Genomic DNA, 24,047 nt, shown 5'->3' with positions numbered 1-24,047 from the left:
GCGGCATAATGTTATAATTGTCTAAGGGAACAAGCTGGAGGTAGAAAAGTTTTGAATATTAGTGAAAAAGTAGAAAAAATATTTTCATATTTGTTAAGTATTAAAAATATGAATCAAAAAACTATTAGAAATATTAATGAATATGAAAAAGTATATTGGCAAAAGGAACTCCAAAAAAATATTGGATGTACTTTTAATTATGATGATAATAATGATTATTGGTTAATTGTAGATGAGAGAGCAGAAAAATTATACAATCAGTTTCAAAAAATATATTTACGGTTAGAAAAAAATAGTGAAGATTTAGAGATAATTTGGTCAAATGGATTATTGACATGGGAAAAAGAAGAAAAAAAAATAGCTCATCCCATTTTTACTACTAAGATGGAAATAAAGTTTGATTCAACTAAAAAGAAATTTAGTTTAAAGCCATATAATAATCAAACGAATGTTGAACTTGAATTTTTAAATGAATATTTAGACGTAAACATAGATAGCTTAATAAATATTAGAAACAAAGCAAAAGACATGGCACTAGATGTAAGATATATTGAAATGGCTACGAAAATTTTTGAGGAGTTAGCAATTCTTTTAAAATCCCATAAGGAGGACTTTTATACTGGAGAACTTAGCGATGAGTCAGATATAAAATTTCAAGATAAAATACAATTTTATAATGCTCCTTGCATAATACTTCGCAAGGTAGACACAAGACTTTGGAATATGGAATTAAATGAAGTATTAACACAAATAAAAGCTGGATTTCCTATTCCTAAAACTATCGAAGCATTGGTTTCAGAAGAAGAAATAGTTCAAGATAGTAAAGATGCTCAGGAATGGTCAGAAGTAGGAGAAGATGTATTATTCCCATTACCTGCGAATGAGGAGCAGATGGAAATAACTAAAAAACTTGCTGAAAATTTTGGAATAGTTGTACAGGGACCTCCAGGTACAGGTAAAAGCCATACTATTGCTAACTTAATATGTCATCTTTTAGCACATGGAAAAAGAGTACTAGTGACAAGTCAAACAGACAGAGCATTAAGAGTTCTATCTAATAAAATACCAGAAGATGTTAGAGCACTGTGTATAAGCATACTAGGAAATGACACTAAGTCACTAGAGGAATTAGATGAATCTGTTAGGAAAATAACAGAAAATTTATCTATGGATACTAAAAAATTACGTACACAAATAAAATTATTGAAATATAAACATAATAATTGTATTGAAACGCAGAAAGATTTATATAAAGAATTAAAAAGAATTGAAGACAGAGAAAATGAAAAGGTAGAGTATGAGGGAAAAGAGTATTCCTTAATGTATATATCTAAATGGGTTAGAAAAAATGAAGCCAATCATTCTTGGATAGTGGACAAGCTTGATTTTAATGAGAAAAATCTTTTATCAAATAAGGAATTCAAAGAATTAGTTACATTATCAAGGGTGATTACAAAAGAGCAAATCCTTGAAATAGGTAATGTACAAAAGTATATAGGGGTACTGCCTGAGAAAGAAAATCTATGTGATAAAATATCAGAGTTAGTTGCATTAGAAAAGATGCAACATGTTTATGAAGACAATATTAAAGACTTAAATAATGTTAATTCTATAGATTATGGGAATAGAAGATTACTAAAACTTGTAGACAATGCTATAGAAAAATTTGAACTGTTAGAAAATAATTGGTTAGGAAATGTTATGACCAATTATTATTTGGATAACAATTCACAAGGGTTGTGGCAACAATTAGTATATAAAAGTAATGAATATATAAAAAATATAAGTAAATATAAACAAGATTTAAATATTCATAAGTTAGAGCTATCAAATGGCGTTGATATAAATAAATTTAAAAATGACTTTGATCTTGTTGCGAAGACAATTAGCGAGAAAGGTAAAATAGGAATCGTATTCAAGTTACTTCATGGAAATCTTAAATACATATTTGAGGACTCTAAAGTGGATTATGAGTTTATAAACAACGATAAGCAAGTACTAGTAGTTAATTTGTATATAAAGTTAACGCTTTTAGAAAGAGAACTTAAAGATATTTGGAACAATACAGTAAAAGATTATGGTGGGGAAATTACAGATGATTCCAAATCAAACTATATAAGTGAGATTTCTAGTGGAATTAGGGGCATTGAAACAGTTATTAATTGGGATAAAGATTTTAAAAATAATATAATTAACTTTTTACCAGACAATAATTTAAGTTGGCATAAAAAAGAATCATATGTTTACCTTAAAAATGGATTTGAGAGCTTAAGTCTTATAAATAAATATAATAAATTAAACTTGGAAATGGAAGCACTAGAGACAACGTTTAATAGCGTTGGGTGTTTAGGAGAACTACATAAAGCTATAAATTCAAGAAACATCAGTGCTATTGAAGGAGTTTATACAGAGATAGACAACCTAATGAGAGAATATGACAAGGTGCTAGAATTAACAAATCTAAGTAATAAATTAGAAAAATGTTGCCCAGAAACACTTAAAAATATGACAAATGACGAAAACAAGACAACAAGTAATTTAGAAGACTTAAATTGGGAAAAGGCATGGCAGTGGGAAAAATGGAATGGATTTTTGTGCAAGCTTGAAGAAGACGATGTAGAAGCATTAGAGAAAAGCATAACTCAGGAAAAAAATAAAGAAAAAACAATAATAAGTGAGCTTGTTTCTAAAAGAAGTTGGTTTAATCAAATAGAGCGGACTACAGAGTCTCAGAAAAGAAGTTTATTTACTTGGATGGAAGCTATAAAAAGGATAGGAAAAGGAACAGGGACTCAAGCAGTAAAATATAGAAAGATTGCACAAAAAGAAATGGAGAATTGTAAGGATGTAATTCCTGTATGGATTATGCCCATAAATAGAGTTATGGAGAATTTAAGACTCACAGATAATTTATTCGATGTTGTTATCGTAGATGAAAGCAGTCAAAGTGACATATCAGCTATAACGGTTTTAATGAGAGCTAAGAAGGCAATCATTGTAGGTGATGAAAAGCAAATAAGTCCAGAGGCTATTGGAAAAGACCATGTTGTTGTTGAAGCTTTAATAAATAAGTACTTGAGAGATATTCCACATGCAGAGTGGTTTGATTTAAAAACAAGCTTATACAATACGGCCTTAAGGGTATTCCCAAGTAGGTTATTACTGAAAGAACACTTTAGGTGTGTGCCAGAGATAATTGGGTTTAGTAATCAACTGTGTTATTCTAATGAAATAATCCCTTTAAGGAGAATAGATGCTAAGGAAAAAGTTGGACCAGCCATAGTAACATGTAAAGTTGCCAATGGACTTAAGGATGAAACTAAAGCTTTAAATGTAAATGAAGCAGAGAACGTTGTAGAGAAGATATTAGAGTGCTGTAATAATGAGAGGTATAATGGAATGACTATGGGTGTTATATCACTCCTAGGGGATATTCAAGCTGAATTAATACTAAACATGTTAGTAGAGAGACTTGGTATGGAGGAAATACTGAAAAGAAGACTAATATGTGGAGATGCTTATTCCTTCCAAGGGGATGAGCGAGATGTAATGTTTCTATCAATGGTTATTGCAAATAACGCTAAATTTACAGCCCTGACAAAGGGATCAGATATAAGAAGATTTAATGTAGCAGCAAGTCGTGCACGGAACCAAATGTGGCTATTTCATTCAGTTGATTTAGAAAATCTTAATAATAATTGTGTTAGGTATTCCCTATTAAAATATTGCCTTGAGGAAAATGAACCTGAGCAAGAAGTTAAATCTTCGGAACACTTATTATTAAATGATTTTGAAGAACAATTAAAAATGTGCATAAAAGAAAGTGGACATATGCTTACACCAAAAGTTAAGATAGGAAAGTATATTATAGATTTTGTTGTAGAAACGAATTTACAAATGTTATCTAGTGAAGGACATTATAAAAAAATAGCGGTTAAGTGTATAGGAATGTCAGAGGATGAAGATTACAATTGGCAAAAACAATATGAAATGCAAATGTGCCTTGAAAGGGTGGGATGGGAGTTTTATAAGATACGTGCCAGTGAATTCTATAGAAATCCTAGCTTAGTTATGGAAAGGTTGTTACAAAAATTAAACAAATAAAAATATGTAAAGAACTTATCTAGATGTAGTTTTTGTCATGGTATTAAGTATATACTTATCATAACAAGGATAATATTATAATAGGATAATATTATTATAATTTATTATTAAGAGGGTGAGAGGAATGACTAGCAAAGTGGAAAACATGATATGGTTGGTATGGAAAAATGATGAAGGTAAATCATTCAAAATAGGTGAATTAAGTAAGGAAACTGAAAAATATTATTTTGAGTATGATACCGAGGGTGTGAAAAAAGCAGAGGCATATGGATTCACTCCATTGCCATACTTCCCTAAGGTAGATGCAAAATATTTTAGAGAAGGCTTATTTCGCTCATTTTTAAAGCGATTACCAATGCATGGTAAAAGGGAAATTACTTCCGTTTTAAAGGAATATGAAATTGAAAAATATGATGATCTTGAACTACTAAAAAAGAGTGGAGGAAAAATGCCGACTGACAGCTTTGAATTTACAGCACCTTTTAGTGTAGATGGTATTGATTTAGCTAAGGAAGATAATACAGTAGATGAAGAAAAAAACAGGTTAGCTGAAAAAGACGATGTTTTAGCCAAGAAAGATGAGACAATATATGATAAAAGTAATGATTTAGATGACAAATAGTGCATGTAAATAAAAAGTGTGTAGAATGGAAAATATGTTTTTCATTCTACACACTTTTTATTTTTTGAAATATAATGATAAATATAGGTAATTATAAAAACTTATTGAGTTATATAAAAAACTCAATGTAATATAGCAACATTGTAAATTGTTTTCACAACATAGCCTTATGTTTCATAAAATAAAATGAGTAATAATTTGGGGTGGTATTTTGTTATATGTACTAATATTAGCAGGTGGAAAAGGAACAAGACTTTACCCATTATCTCGCGCACAAAACCCTAAGCAGTTTTTAAAAATTATTAATGATAAGAGCTTTTTAAGAAGCACTGTGGATAGAATCAAATGTTTAGTTAGCAATGCAAATATATATGTAGTTACTAATGAAGAGTATTTTGATAAAATTTGTGAGGAATTACCAGAAATCAGCAAATCAAATATATTTGTGGAACCTAGTAATAAAGAGACTGCTACATGTATAGGGCTATCTGCTGCTAAATTATTAAAACAGGATAAGGAAGCAACAATGATAGTGTTACCTTCTGATCATTATATAGAAAATGAAAAGGAGTTTAAAGAAACTGTGCTACAGGGAGTTGAAATTGCAAATAAAAAAAGAGGGCTAGTCACCATAGGTGTACAGCCCACAAGACCAGAAACTGGTTATGGCTATATAGAGATGGGAGATAGAGTAAATGCTGACATACCTACATTTAAAGTAGAACGATTTTTAGAAAAACCTAATGCTGAGGTAGCTAAGGATTTGTTGTTAAAAGGAAATTTTCTTTGGAACAGCGGTATGTTTGTATGGAGAGCAGATGTGTATTTGCGTGAGATGGATAAATATTTACCTAAGATGTATAAGCGTTTGATGACTATATATCAAGCATTAGAGACTGATGAAGAAAATGATGTAATAAAAGAACAATATAATGAAATAGATGGAATATCAGTGGATTTTGGAATAATGCAAAAAACTAGAAAGGCATTTGTTATAAAATGCGAGTTTGTGTGGGATGACATAGGAACATTTGCGGCGCTTTCAAGATTCTTAAGTAATTTACGTGGTAACAATGTTTTAGGTAATACATTTATGGAGGAGAGTGAAAATTGCTCAGTATTTGGTAAAGACAGGCTTATAATTGGATTTGGCATAAAAGATCTTATAATTGTTGATGCAGGGGATGTAATACTTGTAATGGACAAGAATAAGGATCAAGAAATTAAGCATTTGGTTAATGAACTTAAAGAAGACAGTGAAACAGAAAAATATATATAAATTCTAATTGGCCCCACCTGAAGGTGGGGTCTATTATTGTCATACGATTAAGTGTACAAAATCAAATTATTGGTTGCTTTTTATAAAAAGCTATCGCTCTTGTAGATGAGAAATTTTTCTATATTCAAGTTTTATGTTAGGTAGTGTTTACATAAGTTTGCCTGGTTTGTAATAGAATTACAAGTATCAGCGAATTTGCTTTTCCTCGCATATATAGCTGCAACTGTCGAAGGGGCATTAATTATAATACACATTATGTTGTACGCTTTTGAAAAAAATATTTTATTTTAAATTCAATATTAAGAGGAGAAATGAAATGATTTTTGATGTTTAACAATATCAAAACAGTTCTAATATTTTATAATTTCATATCCTACAACGGATAATGAAACTATTGCGTTATCTATATCTTTATCTTTAACAAGAATATAGTCTGTATCATATGTAGATACAGCAAACATACTTATTTTTTGCTGTGCCAATACATTACTAATTGAAGAAATAATGCCAATTAATGAAAAATTCAATGGCCCTTCTACCTTTAAAATTCTCCAATTACTTTCACACTTAATATTATTAGGAATACTATCTTGGGTACATACAATTGATAATTCATCCAATGTCTTTGTTATAGATAAAAAAGCGACATATATATTTAATTAATCATACTATAATTACAATAATTTATATATATTAATTATAATTTGTTTGTTAATATTGGATAAAAAAGCACGTTATATATTAGACATCAAAAAAATAGAATGTCGTGAAATATAGAATCTTCACGTCATTTTTAGATATTAACATCATTTCAATTGCAATAATTATTGTGAATAGGAGTAGAGCCACATTTCCGACAAAACAACTTGAAGAGCATTTTGCATTAGTAGACGAAAAATTAATTGAAATAAAAGATAAAATGCAAAAGAAATAAAAAGAGCATAAAGGAATTTTCAAAAAAATATTCAATAAATAATTAGGCTGTGTTTAAAATAATTGAGATTTATATTAATATTCTATATAATTAAGTAAGGACATACTTGTATTTTATTGTTTATCAAAAATTATTATATAAAATGGGGGAATGAGTATGACAGAACGGGAAAAAATGTTAGCTGGGGAATTGTATAATTGTGGTGATGAAGAGTTATTAAAACAATGGCATAAAGCTAAAAATTTAATAAGAATATATAATCAATTAAATTATGAATTGAAAGAAAAACAAGAAGAGATATTAAACGAACTTTTAGGTTCAAGAGGGGCAAATTTATGGATTACAGCTCCATTCTTTATTGATTATGGAAATAATATATATATCGGAAATAACTGTGAGATTAATATGAATTGTACTTTTTTAGATTGCAATAAAATTATTATTGGTAATAATGCACTTATTGCTCCTAATGTACAAATTTATACTGTTTTTCATCCAATAAATGCAACAGAAAGATTCACTTTAAATGAGAATGGTGCTTTTTCATTTTGTAAGTCATTAACTGCACCTGTTACTATAGGTGATAATGTTTGGATTGGTGGAGGGACTATTATTTTACCAGGTGTTACTATTGGAAATAATGTTACAGTTGGTGCAGGTAGTGTCGTAACTAAATCAATTCCAGATAATAAAGTAGCCTATGGAAATCCATGTAAAGTTATAAGAGATAACAATTAAAATAATATATGAGCATAATTTAAAGTTGAAGTTGATTCACATCCTTCGTGTAGGCATTGCAGTTCTTGTGAGTATATTAAATAGTAATATCACAAATGCAACTAATAATATTAAACAAGAAGTTACAACTAAAATAAATTCACAAGTAAATCTAGAACCAATTGTTAAAGAAAAAATGTTGAGTAAAATTAATAATTCAAATCGAAATTAAATATCAGGTTCAAAAGAAGATGTTGTTAATAATATTGATAATCAAGGCAAGATGATGCTAGCTAAGGTCCCTAACAATAAAAAATCAATGGTATTAGCTACCATAAACAAACAAAAAACCAAAGTTAAATATATAATAAACTTTAGTCAAGATATTAAAAATAAGGAACTAAGCAAGGCTTTTGATAATGCTTTCGCAGTTTCCTATTCTATAGTTTTTATATTATCCATAGGTGCATTATTTACTGATAGAAAGCCAACAGATAGTGAACAAACCATGGCATAATAATGTTATGTAACAAAATAGATTTTTCTAAAGGAAACCAAGAAACACTGAAAAATCTAAATGAAAAATAATTTTTAAACATATGGTTTGTTATCCCATTGTATTGCAAAAAACCATCGCTATAAATGTGACTATCTTGTATGATATGGGGTTTGGTATATTAATACATGGGATAAATAAAGAATGAAATAAGTCCTATTGCAGTTAGAAATTTTATTATATATTCTGTTTTAGTTACTGTACCTGCTTTTAATTTATCGTGAAATATAGACAGTAAAAGCAATGCTACTAATGCAATTATCATTACATATATTCCTGGAGGTATATATGGTATATTAAACATATCTATTCCTTCTTTCTAAATTTATAAATTAATTATATATATAAATACTATTCCCTTAAATACATTTTTTAGTTTTATATGATTAAAAAGAATGATTGAGAAAGAACATAAATCAAATAACGAACGTGCTTTTGGAAATCTAACAGAAGTATATGACAGATAGGTTATTATTGAGTGTGTTGCAGTTTACAATTTTTTCAAGGATAAGGGATTTACCGTAGACTGATTGGATTTGTTCTTATGGCTATTGGGTTAATATTCTCATTAATCCTGGTGCATTTATTATTACTGTCATTATAATAGGACCAAACATTGTAATTGATACAATTGCCAATACAGTTTTCTTAAATATTATATTCAAAGTTTACACCTCTTTTTTACATTAGGACCTCTACGAAATAAGGTAGAACCCTTTATATTTTGAATCTCTTAAATCTAATTAAGCTATTAATGGGAAGTTCACTTATTGAATACACTGAATTGTATTAAAAGCCACATTTAAGTAACGAAAATGGTCAGATTATTTTGTCTGACAAGGTGTCCGTTATTTGAATATGGTATATTTTTAGTCTATTAAATTTATATCAGCGTACAAATAAACACAAGCCAATGTAAGAAGTATATATTTTAATGCTTTTTCTTATAAATGTAACGTTTAATTATTTCAGTAGGTATAATGAGCAATATTATTGTTACGATATAATAAATTAATCTATTGTATTCTAATAAAACATTTGTCGTAAACATTAAGACTATTGCAAACCATATTAAAATAGTAAAAAATGATAATATATATTTATGCATGTTAATATCCACTCCCATATTTATAGTATTATACTCAAATTTTCCAGAAAATATATTTCCAATTAATATCATATCATTCTAAGTTTTATACTTGAACCCCAAAAGCATGAAACATCATTAAACAGACATAAACAGATGAAAATAACACAGATTATGTTGTATGGGTCTTAATTCTATTATTAACTAAGTAGCTAATAGATACCAATGGATATAAAAACATACTAATATATAATAAATATTGCGAATATGATGAAGTGATTACAATATGTGGGTGTAAATTTTTTAAGAGATATGTTAAATAAGAAAAATGTGATTTTCAGAATGTGATAACAAAATTGGAGGCTTTTTAGTATGGGAACTTTAGACGACATGTAAATAATTTTTTGTTATTAGGGTTAGTAGCTTTTTTTAATAGTGCTATTATTTATTTTATGTCTTCGCAAGATACTGTTGCTATTATAAGCTTTATTAACATAGTATTTGTGTTATTTGTAGCATGTACATCTGTTAAGGACAAGTTTTAGTCTAAATTTACAAACATTAAATGACGTGAAAGTCTATTAATACGAACTTTGGCTATAAATCATTCTAAAAAAGTATAAGGCATATAATATAAATTTTCGTTATATTGTATGCCTATTTATTTACATATAAAAATCAGTATAATATCAGATGGACAAATAAGCAAAAGCTAATCAAAAAAGCAAAATTATTACGATAGCTTATAATTTTTGGGTGCTGTTTTCGCATTATTTGTATAAGTATATTTTAATATTTTATGTGATTATTTTCATAAAAATTAGTTGGATGCTATTATTTTAAATTTAAGATCCTAAAGATACATTTTGTTTTTGACCTCTCCATCTTCAACTCGATCTTTAACAATAGCATTTACAAATTTTTTTCCATAAGGAAGGCAAAACTGTATGAAAGGACCAGTTAGAAGTGCTGATATTAATGTACCTATACCAAACACTCCACCTAATAGAAATCCTATTATTAAAAAACTAATATCTAATGTCATACGAATCCAACGATATTGGAAGTTAGTTTTATCTTTTATTATAAATGAAACAATATCATTTGGCGCCATACCTACTTTACTTGCTGAAAGTATAGAGAATCCAATGGAGATTAGAGCACAGCCGAATACAACTAAAAGCATTTTTAATACAATATTCAAAGATGTAATTGGGAAAAACGAAATAACTTTTACTCCGAGGTCAATAATGGGACCTACTCCAACCACACATATAATTGTTCCTATATTAATACGGCTTTTTTCAATTAAAAGTATTAGGCAAAATAATATAACCGAAATAATCATATTGGCATTCCCCGGTGTTTTATCTAATATAAAGGCTAATCCTTGAGTGAATAAAGTAAAGGGATCAGAACCGATATTAGTTTTTAAAAACAGGGCTACTCCGATTTGCATTATAATCATTCCTACAAAAAACAGAGCTAATCTTTTGAGTAGATTTAGTATTTTAATCATATTCAACTATATTCACATATCCTTTCTATATTCTCAATCCTTGTACGATTATATGAGCGTTGGTGTTATTTGTGAGGCCTAGTTAATTTTTTCAGTATTTTTGTTCTAAAGTTAATGACGAGCAATTAATTTCCTAATCTCATCAAAGAACACAATAGGTAAAGGAGTAATAATTAGAAATGCCCATTCTTTAATACCAATGGATGCAGTTTGAAAAATACCCTGTAAAAATGGCACATAGATAAGTGCAGTAATTACCACTATTTCAAAAGCAATTCCTTTCAATACTCTTTTGTTACTAAACAACCCAATTTTAAAAATAGATTGCTTTTCAGTACGGCAACATAGCACTGTGCCAATCTGGCAGAAAACAATAGCTGCAAGTGCCATTGTAGTAGCTTGTCTATAAACTAATCCAGAACTTGAAAGTAGCACATTTGGCCAACCATTTAGTTTGTTTACAAAGAAATATGCGCCCATTGATACAATCGACTCAAATAGACCATACCAACAAAATGCTAATATAATAGTTCTTTTATTCAATAATGTATCTTTTAGTGAACGAGGTGGACGATCCATTATACCTCGTTCTGGTAATTCGGTGCCAAGTCCAAGTGCTGGTAACATATCTGTCCAAAGATCAACTGATAGTATCTGCATTACGGTCAAAGGCAGTGGTATCAATCCCTTAGATAATAGAAATGCAACTGAAGGTACTGCTTCTTACATATTACTGTTAAAAATATAAAGAAGAAATTTTCTGATATTGCTGTACACTACGCGACCTAGTTCAATGGCTTTGACAATTTAAGCAAAATTATCATCTGTCAATATCATGTCAGCAGCTTCCTTGGCAACATCTGTACCGGAGATACCCATAGCTACACCAATATCTGCTTTTTTTAGTGCAGGTGAATCATTAACACCATCACCTGTAACAGCCACAATATGTCCCATTTTTTGTAACATACACACTACTCTGTATTTTTGTTCAGGTGCAACTCTGGCAAAAATAACTTCACTTTTCAATGCTTCTTTAAGCTGCGCATCTAGCATAGTTCCTAATTCTAAACCTGATATAATCCTAGGGTGTTCATCTTTAACAATACCAATATGTTTAGAAATACTCTCAGCAGTCAATCCGTAATCACCACTGTCAGTGTAGATTGATCAACTTGAAGATCGCTACTTGTCAGCACACGTGCATCAGCAGATATCTTGTCACCTTCTTCAATGTGCATAATATCTCCTGGTACTAGGTTTTCAGCAAATATTTGTTGTTCCTTATTGTCTTTGATGACTCTAACATATGAAGGAAGCATTTTTTTCAAAGCATCTGTAGCCTTGTTAGCACGATATTCCTGCCAGAAACTGAAAACACCATTTATAACATTAATTAGCCAAATAGCAATACCTAGTTCAGGCATCACAGCCATAAAAGCAACAATGCCACTTAACCATAATAAAATAGCCATTAAACTAATAAAGTTTGACAAGAAAATAATAATGGTGGGTGTTCCCTTTTTTTCAATGATAGCATTCTTACCATATTTCTTTTATTTGTCATTTGCTTCAGATGATGTCAACCCAGCCTCTCTTGTATTCATTGCTTTACATGCATCTACAATAGTAAGTTTATAAATATTATCATGCGATTTCATAAATAATTAGACTCCTTTTCTAAATTTATAATATTAAAACTTTATATACTTTTAACGAATAAGCAATTTTCCAATATATTATTTTGCTATTGGGAGTATGAAAATAGAATGTTATCCTCTCTATAATAATTAATACATCCCACATTATTGGTAATATCCTATATTATAGTTCTTATATTTTGAATTTTCTTGTAAAAATAGAAAAAAAACTATTTTTTTAAGCTATTACTTTAAAATAACTCACATTATAGGGCCTTTTAATGTATTGTATTACTCAGTTATTTAAATTATTTATATATAATTTAAAATATTCCAAATAATATAGATTGACTATATATCTAGCGTTCATATATTATTACATAATATATGAACTTTTATATTACATATTAATAACTTATAATAATGTAATATTATATTGCTATAATATCCCTTAGTAATTAAGCCATGTTTATTACATATATTAAGGCAACTATGTTGGTATAGGATAGTTATAAGGATACAATAAATAACGTGAAATTGAATTTTAGATATATTTTGTTATTTACGGACTTATTTGAGTTAAAAGTTATATTTTATTATATTTTTTAATATACATTATAGAAAATCAATAAAATAGGCGGTGTATTGGGTGTCAGTGAGCGAAATTAAGAAAGAAACTCCTAATAATATTAATGAGTTAGTTAAAATGGCAGATGATAAAGCTAATTGGAGAAAAAGACTTGAAGCAGTAAATGAGTTGAAAAATTGGAAATGCCAAAAATCTCGAGATGTATTAACAAGATTAGCAATGCATGATTTAGTATTTAAAGTTAAAGAAGAAGCTCTTCGTGCAACTCATTCATTAGGCATAACTAAGAATGGTAAACGTTTGAAACTAGGTAAACCCAAGGCACATTTAATCAAAGACATAAATAAAAAATTATATAATGTAGATAATGAATTAAAAGAAAGTTTTGAAATAACTAAGTTTAAAGAGAAATTTAAGCAACTTTATCCTGAACCATATGATGTATATGAGGGAGATAGAGGGAGTAGTTTTGATGAATGGATTTTAAATGTTTTAAAAAACAAACCCAAAAACAAGTCGCAAAACAAATAATTATTATCTAGAATATTTAACATAAAAGCATTTCATATGTTTATATAAGAAATGCCGTGAGATATTTATTTCACGACATTTCTTATTTACAGTTACTACAGCATTAACATTTATGTAAATTTATAAGCCATAAGCTAATGTTAATAAAATGTAGACTATTATAAAGGTAAATTATATAATGAAAATTATGAAAGTTTTGAGATTATAGGGGAATAGGCAATGGTGGGAATGGATATAAGATACATTTACAATCAAGAGTGGACAAAATGTAATTGCATTTAAACTGCATATTGTACTAAACAAACCACAGGAGGAGTTTTATGATATTTAAGTTGATTGATTCAAAACTTGAAATGGGAAAAGAAGATGGGGAAGCAACTCTAAGATATTGGATAAATATCTAATTATATTAAATGATTTTTATCGTTTAAGTTATTATTGCCAAGCACATAGATCCTAGTTTTTATTGCAGAGGAAGTTCTATGTAGTGTTACGGAAATGATATCTAATGAGCAACCTCTTTTATTTAAGTCACAGAGCAACTTATCTTCTAAATTAGTCCATTTAAGATTATTGTGGTTAAGCAATATATTACTGGAATCATATTGGATTTTGATTTTTAACCAAGTTGGCAATGAAGTAGTTATTGAAAACATTTCATTCTTTTTCATGTTATAACAGCTATAATAAGCTCCTATAATTTTCATATTAGCAGTAGTACTATTCCAAAGGGTATTATTGTTTTCTAGAAACTCCAAGAATGAATCGATAGATATCTGATATTTGAATATCTTTCCTACTGGAAATTTTCTAAAATGCAATCGGTCGTTAACCATATAGTGATATATAGTTCTAATTCTTATGTTGAGAATATCACTAATATACGGTGCTGTTAAAAAGCACCCATTACCTATGATTTGCTCTCTTAAATGTAACTGACATGCTTTTAATGAAACTGCAGTCATTGTTCTTTTTAGTTTTTTAGAAATGTTTTGAATGGTCATTAGGCCCCAATATTCTTTTAAAAAATTTATTTCAACTTCGGTCCATCGTTTTAATTTTGTACTCAATTCAAGATACTGAGCTCGTTTTGCTATACTTTGACGAGTTCTGTTTAAATGTTTTGTTAACTTTTCTAAGGGAAAAGAATTATAATTATTAAACATATAGGTATCTTCAATAATAGTCCATTTTCTTTTTAGATTATTGTTTGGGTCCTTACATATATTTAAGCCCATTCTGCCAGCTTTCCGTATAATACTATCATGACTTTTATCTAAGAACTCCATAATTTCTGGCAAAGATTTAATTTCCCAGTTATTTAATAAATAACTTTCATCTTTCGTTTTCCAACTCATTAAAATCAGCATCCCTTCAAATTTAGTTTGAAAACATATTAAACTTTATTTTAAACGTAATTTATATTGAATAGAATTACTATGGTTTAGGGTAACAAATAGCTTTTCGACGTCTAGCTACCATTAAATGAAGGGACCTTTAGAACAGCAAACTTATCTTTTGATAAGTTTGCTACCTTTCATAAAGGTTCTAAATAAAATTAAAATACTTTATAATCCCAATACTTATATTACTTAAAATGAAAATGAAAAAAAGTTCAATTAAGTATAGATTAACATTAAATTATATTTAATATTGTTAATTTAAGCAAATAGAACTAAATTAGAGTTTAAATGTTATTTATTATTTGCCATTGCATTTAATGCATCAGATAAAGTTGTAACTTCCATTAGATTAGAAGTAACCTCTTGAATTGCAGATGATTGTTGCTCTGTTGTTTCAAGTGTAGCATGAGAAGTCTCAATAGTCTTATCAACAGATTCTTGTATTTTAGTTGTAAGAGCTAATATTTCAACGGCAGTTTCTTTTGAGCTTTGGGATAAGGCCCTTATTTCAGTTGCAACGACACCAAAACCTCTACCAGCATACCCTGATCTAGCAGCTTCTATAGCTGCATTTAATCCGAGCATTTTTGTTTCATCAGCTATACTTTTTATAGAGTCCAATATTGCATTTATGTCTGTTGATATTTTTTTTACATTAGTGATTTCATCACTTAAATTATGTTGATTATTTGTTACAGTTACTGAAGAATCACTGAGTTCTTCCATAGTTGAGGATATCTGACTAAAGTTGTTAGTGAGGGTTTGAGACATAGTACTTAGTTTAAGTTTTTCATAGCCCGCTTGTGAAAGTGAATTTGCTACAATATACAACACTTCTGCAGCTGCTGATACTTTTTCTTCACTGGTTAAAACTATCTTATTAACTGCGTCAATATAACCTTCTTCATTAACACCAATCTCATTTGCTGTTTTTCTATATTTCTAGTCTTCTGGAGCTGAAGTTAAAATTTGTCCACCTAATATTGTACCTATTACAGGATTGCCTTCTTTATCTACAGTAACACTTGCCATAGCCATTGCAGTGGCAAGTGTTACTGAAAGGTTTGTAGTAAATTAATATCAACAACATCTTTAATTTCTAGGGCAGTTATATCTAATTCACCATTTGCTAATTTTTTAATCATATAAAATTCCTCCAATTAATTGTAAAAAATTCGAATAATATATAAAATATTTTTATCATATAATAAACAAAATCTATTTTTAAAGACGGTACTAGATATATCTACATTAAATGAAGTTATTTTAAAAAGAAATGACATAACTAAACAGACTCCAATATATTCTAAAGAAGTGTTAGCAATAAACAAGGCAGAAATTAATGCAGAAGATTTAAAACAGTTAGTGAATAAACTAGAAAACGCAGTGGACAAATTTAAAGTTTAATTTAATTAGTATATAAAAAATTAGTCATACACCATTTAATGTAGACGGAATATAACTGTGCATATATCTTAGTTATATTCTGTCTACATTAATATATTACAATATTTATTGTAAAGTATTGTAATATATTCAAATTTGTAGTATATTTATAAGGTAATAAAAGTAATAATTTTTATTACCTTAAAAGTAATAAAAGTATGACTAAGTAATACTAAAATATATATTTAAATAAGAGGAGGAGGGGGTATTATGATTAATCAGGTTCTTTTTTTAGGACAAGACCATGGATATTCAGCATTGAAAGATTCATCTAACAACTGCTTTGTAAGTAGCGTATTAGAAGGTAAAAAGTTAGCTGTAGCTTCAGATGAAATTATTGAAGTGAAGATTGGAGATAAATACTATACTATAACAAACCAAGGTAAAAAGTTGTCGGGCATAAACAAGGTAAGAGATCAAATTGATAGAGTGATAATAAAAGTATTAACATTAGCATCCATATATAAATCGTCATTCGAACATGTAGATAATGTACAGTGTAATCTATGTGTAGGATTACCGATTCAATATTATAACCAGCAATGTGAACCTTTTGAGCAATATATAAAAAGCGCTTGTGATAACCAAGTAGTTAGTGTTAATGGGGGAAAAGAGAAGCTTATAACTATAAACAATATAACAACTATTCCTCAAGCATCAGGTATGCCTTTTTTGTACGAGGAAGAGTTTAAAGACTTGCCTAACAGTGTCGTGATAGATTTTGGACATTACACTATAGATGTAAGTTTCTACAGTTTCATGGACCTTGAGGACGTATATGCATCTATGCCTAATGGTACAAAAGACATTTTTGGCAAACTTTCTAGACGCCTAAATGAAGAATTTGATATAAATATTAATGAAAAAGATATGGAAAGAATACTCCAAAAGGGGTACGTAAAAGATATGGATGGAGCAACACACGACTTGTCTGTATTAGATGCATTAAAAGATAACTACATTTACGATATAATTACTAGTCTTAAAGCTGAATACAGACAAATTGGACAAGCTGATAAAGTCTTTATAATCGGTGGTGGAGCAATCACATTTAAGGATTATATTAAAAAATATATTAAAAATGATGTTGTATTTGTAGAAAATCCTCGATTTGCAAATGCAAATTCATTTCATAAAGTTGCCCAATTATCATTCAATGATTAAGGTGAGGTGATAAAAAATGGATAATAACGTTACTTTTAAACGTGTAAAATCCATAGTTTTTGGTAAACAAGATGAGAACTTGTTTAATGAATTAAATAAGTCAGGATATCTTGATAAAAACTGGAATAGTAAAATAAAGGAGCTTATAAAATCAGATTTTTATGGTAGAAAAGAAAGGCTGGGTACTTTTACTAAAGAACAAGAGATTGGAATAGAAGATATTGTTAAAAAATATATAAAAAATAGCAAAATATCACCTAATGACAAGATTGTGAACGAAGGTGTTTGTGATAAAGACAATAAAGATAAAAGTAAAGAAGCACTTAAAGCGTTAAGTAATCTTAAAAGATTTAGAAAAAAATAAAAATTTAGATATAAAAATGTTAATTTTTAAAATTGATTATACAAAGTATTCCTATAAATAGAAGGAGTTTACTAAGAAAATTTAGTGGGCTCCTTTTATATATAAATATAATTATATCGCTATTTGTTTAAAGCATGATATAATTATATTCTTGACACACAGTATAAAAATTAAGTCGGTTATTGGCTATTTTTCCATTAAAGGTATTATTGAAAAAAATGGTGTGTACACGTTGTGAAATTGCAAATCATCTTTACAAAACTATTTTAAAGCTATATAATTAGCATTAAATTGAAATTTTAACATGCACAAGAATCATAAATTCTAAAATCATATGAAGTAACTAAAGGTCCAAATAAGCAGGATAAGAAGGAGGAAAAAATGAAAAAAGTTCAATCAACACAGAATAATGATCCTAAGTTAGCAACAAAAAAGTTTATGCTAAAGAATGAAGAACAACCTAAGTTGTTTAAAGATATATTTCCATATTCAGAAATTCCTAAGATCGTGTTTGGAAGTGAACAAATTCCAATGTCTATACCTGAGGATATTTGGATTACGGATACTACATTTAGAGATGGTCAGCAATCAATGGATACCTATACTGAAAAGCAGATAGTTAAAATATTTGACTATCTACACAGACTTGATAATAATTCTGGAATAATTAGACAAACTGAATTTTTCTTATATACTGAAAAGGATAGAAATGCTGTCAAGAAGTGTTTAGCAAGGGGATATAAATTCCCAGAGATAACTTCTTGGATAAGAGCGAACAAGGAAGATTTTAAGTTGGTGAAGGATATGGGACTCAAGGAAACAGGAATGCTTATGTCCTGTTCTGATTATCATATATTTAAAAAACTTAATAAAACAAGGCAAGAGGCAATGGATTTGTATGTTTCATTGGTTGAAGAAGCAATCGAAAATGGAATAACTCCAAGATGCCATCTTGAAGATATAACTAGAGCTGACTTTTTTGGATTTGTAATACCATTAGTACAAAGATTTATGGAAATTTCCAAAAAATCTGGTATTAAGATTAAAATCAGAGCTTGTGATACATTGGGACTTGGATTGCCATACTCAGGAACGGAGTTACCAAGGAGTGTACAACATATCATAAATGGATTGATAGTGTATGGCGGAGTTCCTTCAGAATATCTTGAGTGGCATGGACATAATGACTTTTATAATGTAGTTCCAAATGCTACAACAGCATGGCTTCATGGATGCGCTGCTATAAATACATCACTTTTTGGTATTGGCGAGAGAACAGGTAATTGTCCACTTGAGGCTATGATTATAGAGTATGGTCAATTAAGAGGAAATGTAAAGAATATGAATCTTAAGCTTATAAGTGAAATTGGTAAGTATTTTGAAGGCGAGTTTAAATATAGTATTCCACCTAAAACACCATTTGTAGGTAGTGAATTTAATGTAACTAGAGCTGGTATACATGCTGATGGAATATTAAAAGATGAAGAAATATACAATATATTTGATACTGAAAAAATATTAGGCAGACCAATAGTAGTTGCAGTTAATGAACACTCGGGGCATGCAGGTATAGCAGCCTGGGTCAATACTTACTTCAGATTAAAGGGAACGGATAAAATATCTAAAAAAGATAAAAGAATTAATATTATAAAAGATTGGGTAGATGAGCAATATGAGACTGGGAGAACTACTGTAATGAAAAGTGAAGAATTAGAATTGATTACAAAGAAGATTATTCCAGAGTTACATGTGAAAGTACAAGGCACTGAAGCTTGTTAATATAGTTTAGATATTGTAAGCTGTACTTATATATAAAATGGAGGGATATAATGGAATATACTGTTGCGCAAAAAATAATTAAAGCCCATTTAGTTAAGGGTGAAATGATAACTGATCATGAGATAGCAATTAAGATAGACCAAACTTTAACTCAAGATTCTACAGGTACAATGGCATATCTTCAATTTGAAGCTATGGGAATTGATAAGGTTAAGACTAAAAAATCTGTTGCATATATTGATCATAACATTTTACAAACTGGTCCTGAAAATGCAGATGATCATTTATATATTCAGACTGTTGCAAAAAAACATGGTATCTATTTTTCTAAACCGGGGAATGGCATTTGTCACCAGGTTCATTTAGAAAGATTTGGTGTTCCAGGTGAAACTTTACTTGGATCTGATAGTCATACGCCAACCGGTGGAGGAATAGGAATGCTTGCTATAGGAGCAGGAGGCCTTGATGTCGCTGTAGCTATGGGTGGAGGAGAATATTATATAACTATGCCTAAAATTGTTAAAGTGAATTTAACAGGAAAGCTTAGCCCTTGGGTTGCAGCTAAGGATATAATCCTTGAAGTATTAAGACGGTTAACAGTTAAAGGTGGAGTTAACAAAATATTTGAATATGCAGGTGATGGACTAAAAACTCTAAGTGTACCTGATAGAGCAACTATAACAAATATGGGCGCAGAGCTTGGAGCTACCACTTCATTATTTCCTAGTGATGAGACAACTCATAAATTCTTAAAAGCTCAACATAGAGAAAAAGATTATGTAGAGCTTAAAGCAGATAAGGGAGCAGTATATGATGAGGTAGTTGAAATAGATTTGGGTAAAATTGAACCTCTTGTTGCTTGTCCTCATAGTCCTGATAAAGTAGTTCTTGTTTCATCTTTAAAGGACATAAAGGTTGACCAAGTGTTAATAGGAAGTTGTACTAACTCATCTTATGTTGATATGATGAAAGTGTCGAAAATACTTTTAGGTAAAACGATACCTGAAGATATGTCACTTGCTATTGCACCAGGTTCAAAACAAGTTTTAAATATGTTATCTAAAAATGGTGGACTTGGAGATATGATTGATGCCGGTGCAAGAATACTAGAAAGTGCATGTGGACCATGTATAGGAATGGGTCAAGCACCTTCAACTGGAGCAGTATCACTTAGAACATTTAATAGAAACTTTAAAGGTAGATCTGGAACAGTTTCTGCAAGTGTCTATATTGTAAGCCCAGAAGTTGCTGTTGCATCAGCACTTACAGGATATATAACAGACCCAAGGGAACTTGGAGACGCTGTTAAAGTACCAATGCCTGAAGAATTTGTCATTAATGATAATTTAATAATAAGTCCAGCGCAGGACGGTAAAGATATAGTGGTAAAAAGAGGACCCAATATAAAGCCATTCCCTAAAGCAAAAGAATTAATAGGAAATGTTACAGGTAAAGTTCTAACAAAATTAGGGGATAATATTACAACAGATGATATAATGCCATCTAATGCTAAATTACTTCCATTTAGATCTAACATTCCATACCTTGCAGAGTTTTGTTTAACACCTAGCGATGCAGAATTCCCAGCTAAGGCTAAAAAATATGATGGTGGAATAATAGTTGCAGGTTCAAACTATGGACAAGGATCAAGTAGAGAGCATGCGGCACTTGCACCACTATACCTTGGTATTAAGGTTGTTCTTACTAAATCATTTGCTAGAATTCATAAGGCTAATTTAATTAATAATGCTATAATACCATTGGTATTTAAAGATGTTAAAGATTATGAAAATATAGATATGATGGATGAATTAGTTATTGAAGATGCTGCTGAGCAGATCAAAAAAGACACAGTAATTGTAAAGAATATAACAAAGGGATCAGAGTACATAACTCTACCTGAAGTAACAGATAGAGAAAAAGAAATGCTTATACATGGTGGATTAATAAATCTTATGAAAAACAATAGAAAAGGAGTGGTTTAGAACTATGATGCATAATATTACACTTATACCCGGCGACGGTATTGGACCAGAGGTAACAACATCTACCGTTAAAATATTAGAAAAAAGTGGAGTTAAAATAAATTGGGAAATAGTACGTATGGGTGCAGAAGTTATAGAGGAGTTTAATACTCCTATGCCTCCCTACGTTTTAGAGAGCATTAAAAAGAATAAGGTTGCACTTAAAGGACCTGTAACTACACCAGTTGGTAAAGGATTTAAAAGTGTTAATGTTACATTAAGACAGGAATTAAATCTATATGCAAATATTAGGCCTATAAGAACGTTTGAAGGCGTTCCTTCAAGATTTGAGAATGTAGATTTAATAATAGTTAGAGAAAACAGCGAGGATTTATATGCAGGTATAGAACATATGATTACTGATGATATTGCGGAGAGTATAAAGATAATAAGCAAAAAAGCTAGTGATAGAATAGTAGAATATGCTTTTAAAATTGCAAAAGAGCAAAATAGAAAAGAAGTTATAGCTGTTCATAAAGCAAATATTATGAAACTTTCTGATGGACTATTTTTAAGATGTGCAAGAGATGTAGCAGCACAACATAAAGACATTGCATTTGGGGATGTTATAGTTGATGCTATGAGTATGAAGCTTGTAATGAATCCGGAAAAATATGATGTACTTGTTATGCCTAATTTGTATGGAGATATACTCTCTGATATGGCAGCAGGTCTAGTTGGGGGGTTAGGACTAGTTCCAGGTGCTAACATTGGAGAAGAAGGCGCAGTTTTTGAACCAGCGCATGGATCCGCTCCAGATATAGCAGGAAAGAACATAGCAAACCCAACTGCTTGTATTCTATCTAGCGTAATGATGCTTAGATATATAGGAGAACTCGTGGCTGCAACTAAAATAGAGAAAGCTGTAGAAGCTGTTCTTAAAGAAGGAAAACATTTAACTTGTGATTTAGGTGGTAACACTGGAACAATCGAGTTCACGCAAGTTGTAATTGATAAAATGCAGGAACAAGCTAATTAATAGTTGTAAATTTTAATATTTATCAATAAATAACTCATGAGCAGATTGCTTATGAGTTATTTTTTTAGAAGGACTACATGTTAATATGATGTATAATATTTATAAGCAAGTTCGAAACATATATATGTATAGATGTGTATATTTGTAGATATATATGTAGATGTAGATAAATGTAGATATATATCTACATTTATCTACATTTGGTATAATGATTAGAATGGATAGTGAATTTTTGGATGATTAATGAAAGGATAAAGATTTATTATGAGAATAAATAAGCTTTTTAGCAATTATGGTATTTGTTCAAGAACTGATGTTAATAGACTTGTAGAGGAAAACAGGATAATGGTAAATGGAAAACAATGTATTCCAGGACAGTGGGTAGAAATAGAGGATAATATTCTTCTTGATAATAAAAATATTATAGCAAACGATAAAATATATATTGCATTAAATAAACCAGTAGGAATTACTTGCACCGCAGAAAAGTCAGTAAAAAGCAATATAATTGATTTCATGGATTACCCGGGATATATCTTCCCAGTCGGTAGATTGGATAAAAACTCTAAAGGATTAATATTGATGACAAATGATGGTGAATTGGCCAACAACATTTTAGAATCTAAAAATGAACATGAAAAAGAATATATAGTAACTGTAAACAAGCCTTTTAACGATTCCTTTATTAAAGTAATGTCAAAGGGCGTTGAAATTTGTGGAGTTGTAACAAGACCTTGTAAAGTTATTAGAGTTAGTGATGATACTTTTATAATTATATTAACTCAAGGATTAAATAAACAAATTCGTAGAATGAGCAAAGCTCTTGGATATACAGTTACGAGTTTAGAAAGAACAAGAATTATCAATATAAAGTTAAGTGAAATAGATGTTGGAACCTGGCGATACCTTACTGATATGGAGATAAAGCAATTAAAAAATAGCTAGATCAAATATGTTGTTTATATTTTCTCCATAATGTATCTATTAAGAAGTTTAACCAAAAAAAATAATGCTAATAATGATTTTAATTTTTTTAAACAAACAAATTTTAAATTCATTTCAATAGGGGTGACTTTATCACAATGAATGTGATATAATTAATATAATCGATTAAAAATAAACATGTGTTTTCTAGATGAAAATTGAGTTGTTAATAAAAAATTAGGGAAATATTAAGGTATACGTGATTTTTAATCCCTTATAAGGCAGATGAAAAAAATAGACTAGCATGCTGACTGGTTATTTTTTTGAAGATGCCTAAATAGAAGAAAGAGGTGTCCTATCATAAAAAACGAAAATAAAACAGAAAC

Annotated in this window: 19 protein-coding genes and 2 pseudogenes; 13 read left to right on the top strand and 8 right to left on the bottom strand. The window is 29.4% G+C overall.

The annotated features are described in order from the left end of the window. The first annotated feature begins 51 nt into the window (after window positions 1-51). The 3 genes from KPL38_RS01950 (at window position 52) to KPL38_RS01940 (ending at window position 6,005) form a co-directional block, all read left to right on the top strand. The gene (locus tag KPL38_RS01950) at window positions 52-4,104 is read left to right on the top strand and encodes an AAA domain-containing protein (protein ID WP_216286190.1); all 4,053 of its coding nucleotides are present in this window, start codon (window positions 52-54) and stop codon (window positions 4,102-4,104) included. A 124-nt stretch (window positions 4,105-4,228) separates the two neighbouring features. After that, window positions 4,229-4,726: a hypothetical protein gene (locus tag KPL38_RS01945; protein WP_216286188.1), complete on the top strand. Its 498-nt coding sequence runs from the start codon at window positions 4,229-4,231 to the stop codon at window positions 4,724-4,726. Window positions 4,727-4,937: 211 nt separating this feature from the next. Further along, window positions 4,938-6,005: a mannose-1-phosphate guanylyltransferase gene (locus tag KPL38_RS01940; RefSeq protein ID WP_216286187.1), complete on the top strand. Its 1,068-nt coding sequence runs from the start codon at window positions 4,938-4,940 to the stop codon at window positions 6,003-6,005. Between the two features lie 350 nt (window positions 6,006-6,355). Here KPL38_RS01940 and KPL38_RS01935 read toward each other — a convergent pair. Further along, window positions 6,356-6,646 (bottom strand): annotated as a pseudogene (locus KPL38_RS01935) (ACT domain-containing protein); the annotation flags it as partial. Between the two features lie 449 nt (window positions 6,647-7,095). On the opposite strand from KPL38_RS01935, the gene KPL38_RS01930 reads away from it, so the two are divergent. The 3 genes from KPL38_RS01930 to KPL38_RS01920 all read left to right on the top strand — a co-directional run bounded on the left by KPL38_RS01930 (window position 7,096) and on the right by KPL38_RS01920 (window position 8,173). Continuing rightward, a complete protein-coding gene (locus tag KPL38_RS01930) occupies window positions 7,096-7,677 on the top strand; it encodes a sugar O-acetyltransferase (RefSeq protein WP_216286185.1) in 582 nt (193 codons plus the stop codon). A gap of 67 nt (window positions 7,678-7,744) precedes the next feature. Continuing rightward, window positions 7,745-7,888: a hypothetical protein gene (locus KPL38_RS01925; protein WP_216286178.1), complete on the top strand. Its 144-nt coding sequence runs from the start codon at window positions 7,745-7,747 to the stop codon at window positions 7,886-7,888. Between the two features lie 51 nt (window positions 7,889-7,939). After that, the gene (locus KPL38_RS01920; protein WP_216286176.1) at window positions 7,940-8,173 is read left to right on the top strand and encodes a hypothetical protein; all 234 of its coding nucleotides are present in this window, start codon (window positions 7,940-7,942) and stop codon (window positions 8,171-8,173) included. A gap of 160 nt (window positions 8,174-8,333) precedes the next feature. On the opposite strand, the gene KPL38_RS01915 is transcribed toward KPL38_RS01920, so the two are convergent. From KPL38_RS01915 to KPL38_RS19495, 5 genes are all read right to left on the bottom strand, one after another. Continuing rightward, entirely contained in the window at window positions 8,334-8,516 is a 183-nt protein-coding gene (locus KPL38_RS01915) for a hypothetical protein (RefSeq protein ID WP_216286174.1), read from the bottom strand. A gap of 1,636 nt (window positions 8,517-10,152) precedes the next feature. After that, complete coding sequence (locus tag KPL38_RS01910) at window positions 10,153-10,818, bottom strand: YczE/YyaS/YitT family protein (protein ID WP_216286172.1); 666 nt, start codon at window positions 10,816-10,818, stop codon at window positions 10,153-10,155. 111 nt (window positions 10,819-10,929) lie between these two features. After that, window positions 10,930-11,502 (bottom strand): cation transporting ATPase C-terminal domain-containing protein, encoded by a 573-nt coding sequence (locus KPL38_RS19505; RefSeq protein WP_246577767.1) that lies wholly within the window; start codon window positions 11,500-11,502, stop codon window positions 10,930-10,932. Window positions 11,503-11,625: 123 nt separating this feature from the next. Further along, the gene (locus KPL38_RS19500) at window positions 11,626-11,958 is read right to left on the bottom strand and encodes an HAD-IC family P-type ATPase (protein WP_246577766.1); all 333 of its coding nucleotides are present in this window, start codon (window positions 11,956-11,958) and stop codon (window positions 11,626-11,628) included. Further along, the gene (locus KPL38_RS19495) at window positions 11,955-12,293 is read right to left on the bottom strand and encodes a P-type ATPase actuator domain-containing protein (protein WP_246577765.1); all 339 of its coding nucleotides are present in this window, start codon (window positions 12,291-12,293) and stop codon (window positions 11,955-11,957) included. Before KPL38_RS19495 ends, KPL38_RS19500 begins: the two co-directional genes overlap by 4 nt. A gap of 814 nt (window positions 12,294-13,107) precedes the next feature. Here KPL38_RS19495 and KPL38_RS01900 point away from each other — a divergent pair. Continuing rightward, window positions 13,108-13,578 (top strand): HEAT repeat domain-containing protein, encoded by a 471-nt coding sequence (locus tag KPL38_RS01900; protein ID WP_216286170.1) that lies wholly within the window; start codon window positions 13,108-13,110, stop codon window positions 13,576-13,578. Window positions 13,579-13,982: 404 nt separating this feature from the next. Here KPL38_RS01900 and KPL38_RS01895 read toward each other — a convergent pair whose 3' ends face one another. Both KPL38_RS01895 and KPL38_RS01890 read right to left on the bottom strand, forming a co-directional pair. Then, entirely contained in the window at window positions 13,983-14,936 is a 954-nt protein-coding gene (locus KPL38_RS01895; RefSeq protein WP_216286168.1) for a hypothetical protein, read from the bottom strand. A gap of 336 nt (window positions 14,937-15,272) precedes the next feature. Next, window positions 15,273-16,126, bottom strand: a pseudogene (locus tag KPL38_RS01890) (methyl-accepting chemotaxis protein). Window positions 16,127-16,637: 511 nt separating this feature from the next. Between KPL38_RS01890 and KPL38_RS01885 the strand changes: the two are divergent. The 6 genes from KPL38_RS01885 (at window position 16,638) to KPL38_RS01860 (ending at window position 23,682) form a co-directional block, all read left to right on the top strand. After that, window positions 16,638-17,591 carry a ParM/StbA family protein gene (locus tag KPL38_RS01885; protein WP_216286166.1) on the top strand — a complete coding sequence of 318 codons (954 nt, stop codon included), beginning with the start codon at window positions 16,638-16,640 and terminating at the stop codon, window positions 17,589-17,591. Between the two features lie 16 nt (window positions 17,592-17,607). Continuing rightward, window positions 17,608-17,955, top strand: coding sequence for a hypothetical protein (locus tag KPL38_RS01880; RefSeq protein WP_216286164.1), 348 nt, complete (start codon window positions 17,608-17,610; stop codon window positions 17,953-17,955). Between the two features lie 438 nt (window positions 17,956-18,393). After that, a complete protein-coding gene (locus KPL38_RS01875) occupies window positions 18,394-19,734 on the top strand; it encodes a hydroxymethylglutaryl-CoA lyase-like TIM-barrel protein (protein ID WP_216286247.1) in 1,341 nt (446 codons plus the stop codon). 50 nt (window positions 19,735-19,784) lie between these two features. Continuing rightward, window positions 19,785-21,719, top strand: coding sequence for an aconitate hydratase (locus tag KPL38_RS01870; protein WP_216286162.1), 1,935 nt, complete (start codon window positions 19,785-19,787; stop codon window positions 21,717-21,719). Window positions 21,720-21,723: 4 nt separating this feature from the next. Continuing rightward, window positions 21,724-22,737 carry an isocitrate/isopropylmalate dehydrogenase family protein gene (locus KPL38_RS01865; protein WP_216286161.1) on the top strand — a complete coding sequence of 338 codons (1,014 nt, stop codon included), beginning with the start codon at window positions 21,724-21,726 and terminating at the stop codon, window positions 22,735-22,737. A 264-nt stretch (window positions 22,738-23,001) separates the two neighbouring features. Beyond that, a complete protein-coding gene (locus KPL38_RS01860) occupies window positions 23,002-23,682 on the top strand; it encodes a pseudouridine synthase (RefSeq protein ID WP_216286159.1) in 681 nt (226 codons plus the stop codon). The last annotated feature ends 365 nt before the right edge of the window (window positions 23,683-24,047 follow it).

It is taken from the genome of Clostridium psychrophilum, assembly GCF_018861705.1.
Taxonomy (GTDB): domain Bacteria; phylum Bacillota; class Clostridia; order Clostridiales; family Clostridiaceae; genus Clostridium_AD; species Clostridium_AD psychrophilum.
Note: the sequence above shows the minus strand (reverse complement) of the source record. Positions and strands in the feature narration are given on the sequence as shown.

Excerpts from the sequence above, each read along its gene's own strand:
- KPL38_RS01945 (WP_216286188.1), top strand. The coding sequence starts at position 4,229 with ATGACTAGCAAAGTGGAAAACATGATATGGTTGGTATGGAAAAATGAT.
- KPL38_RS01930 (WP_216286185.1), top strand. The coding sequence starts at position 7,096 with ATGACAGAACGGGAAAAAATGTTAGCTGGGGAATTGTATAATTGTGGT.
- KPL38_RS01920 (WP_216286176.1), top strand. The coding sequence starts at position 7,940 with ATGATGCTAGCTAAGGTCCCTAACAATAAAAAATCAATGGTATTAGCT.
- KPL38_RS01915 (WP_216286174.1), bottom strand. The coding sequence starts at position 8,516 with ATGTTTAATATACCATATATACCTCCAGGAATATATGTAATGATAATT.
- KPL38_RS01910 (WP_216286172.1), bottom strand. The coding sequence starts at position 10,818 with ATGATTAAAATACTAAATCTACTCAAAAGATTAGCTCTGTTTTTTGTA.
- KPL38_RS19495 (WP_246577765.1), bottom strand. The coding sequence starts at position 12,293 with ATGGCTATTTTATTATGGTTAAGTGGCATTGTTGCTTTTATGGCTGTG.
- KPL38_RS01895 (WP_216286168.1), bottom strand. The coding sequence starts at position 14,936 with ATGAGTTGGAAAACGAAAGATGAAAGTTATTTATTAAATAACTGGGAA.
- KPL38_RS01885 (WP_216286166.1), top strand. The coding sequence starts at position 16,638 with ATGATTAATCAGGTTCTTTTTTTAGGACAAGACCATGGATATTCAGCA.
- KPL38_RS01880 (WP_216286164.1), top strand. The coding sequence starts at position 17,608 with ATGGATAATAACGTTACTTTTAAACGTGTAAAATCCATAGTTTTTGGT.
- KPL38_RS01875 (WP_216286247.1), top strand. The coding sequence starts at position 18,394 with ATGCTAAAGAATGAAGAACAACCTAAGTTGTTTAAAGATATATTTCCA.
- KPL38_RS01870 (WP_216286162.1), top strand. The coding sequence starts at position 19,785 with ATGGAATATACTGTTGCGCAAAAAATAATTAAAGCCCATTTAGTTAAG.
- KPL38_RS01865 (WP_216286161.1), top strand. The coding sequence starts at position 21,724 with ATGATGCATAATATTACACTTATACCCGGCGACGGTATTGGACCAGAG.
- KPL38_RS01860 (WP_216286159.1), top strand. The coding sequence starts at position 23,002 with ATGAGAATAAATAAGCTTTTTAGCAATTATGGTATTTGTTCAAGAACT.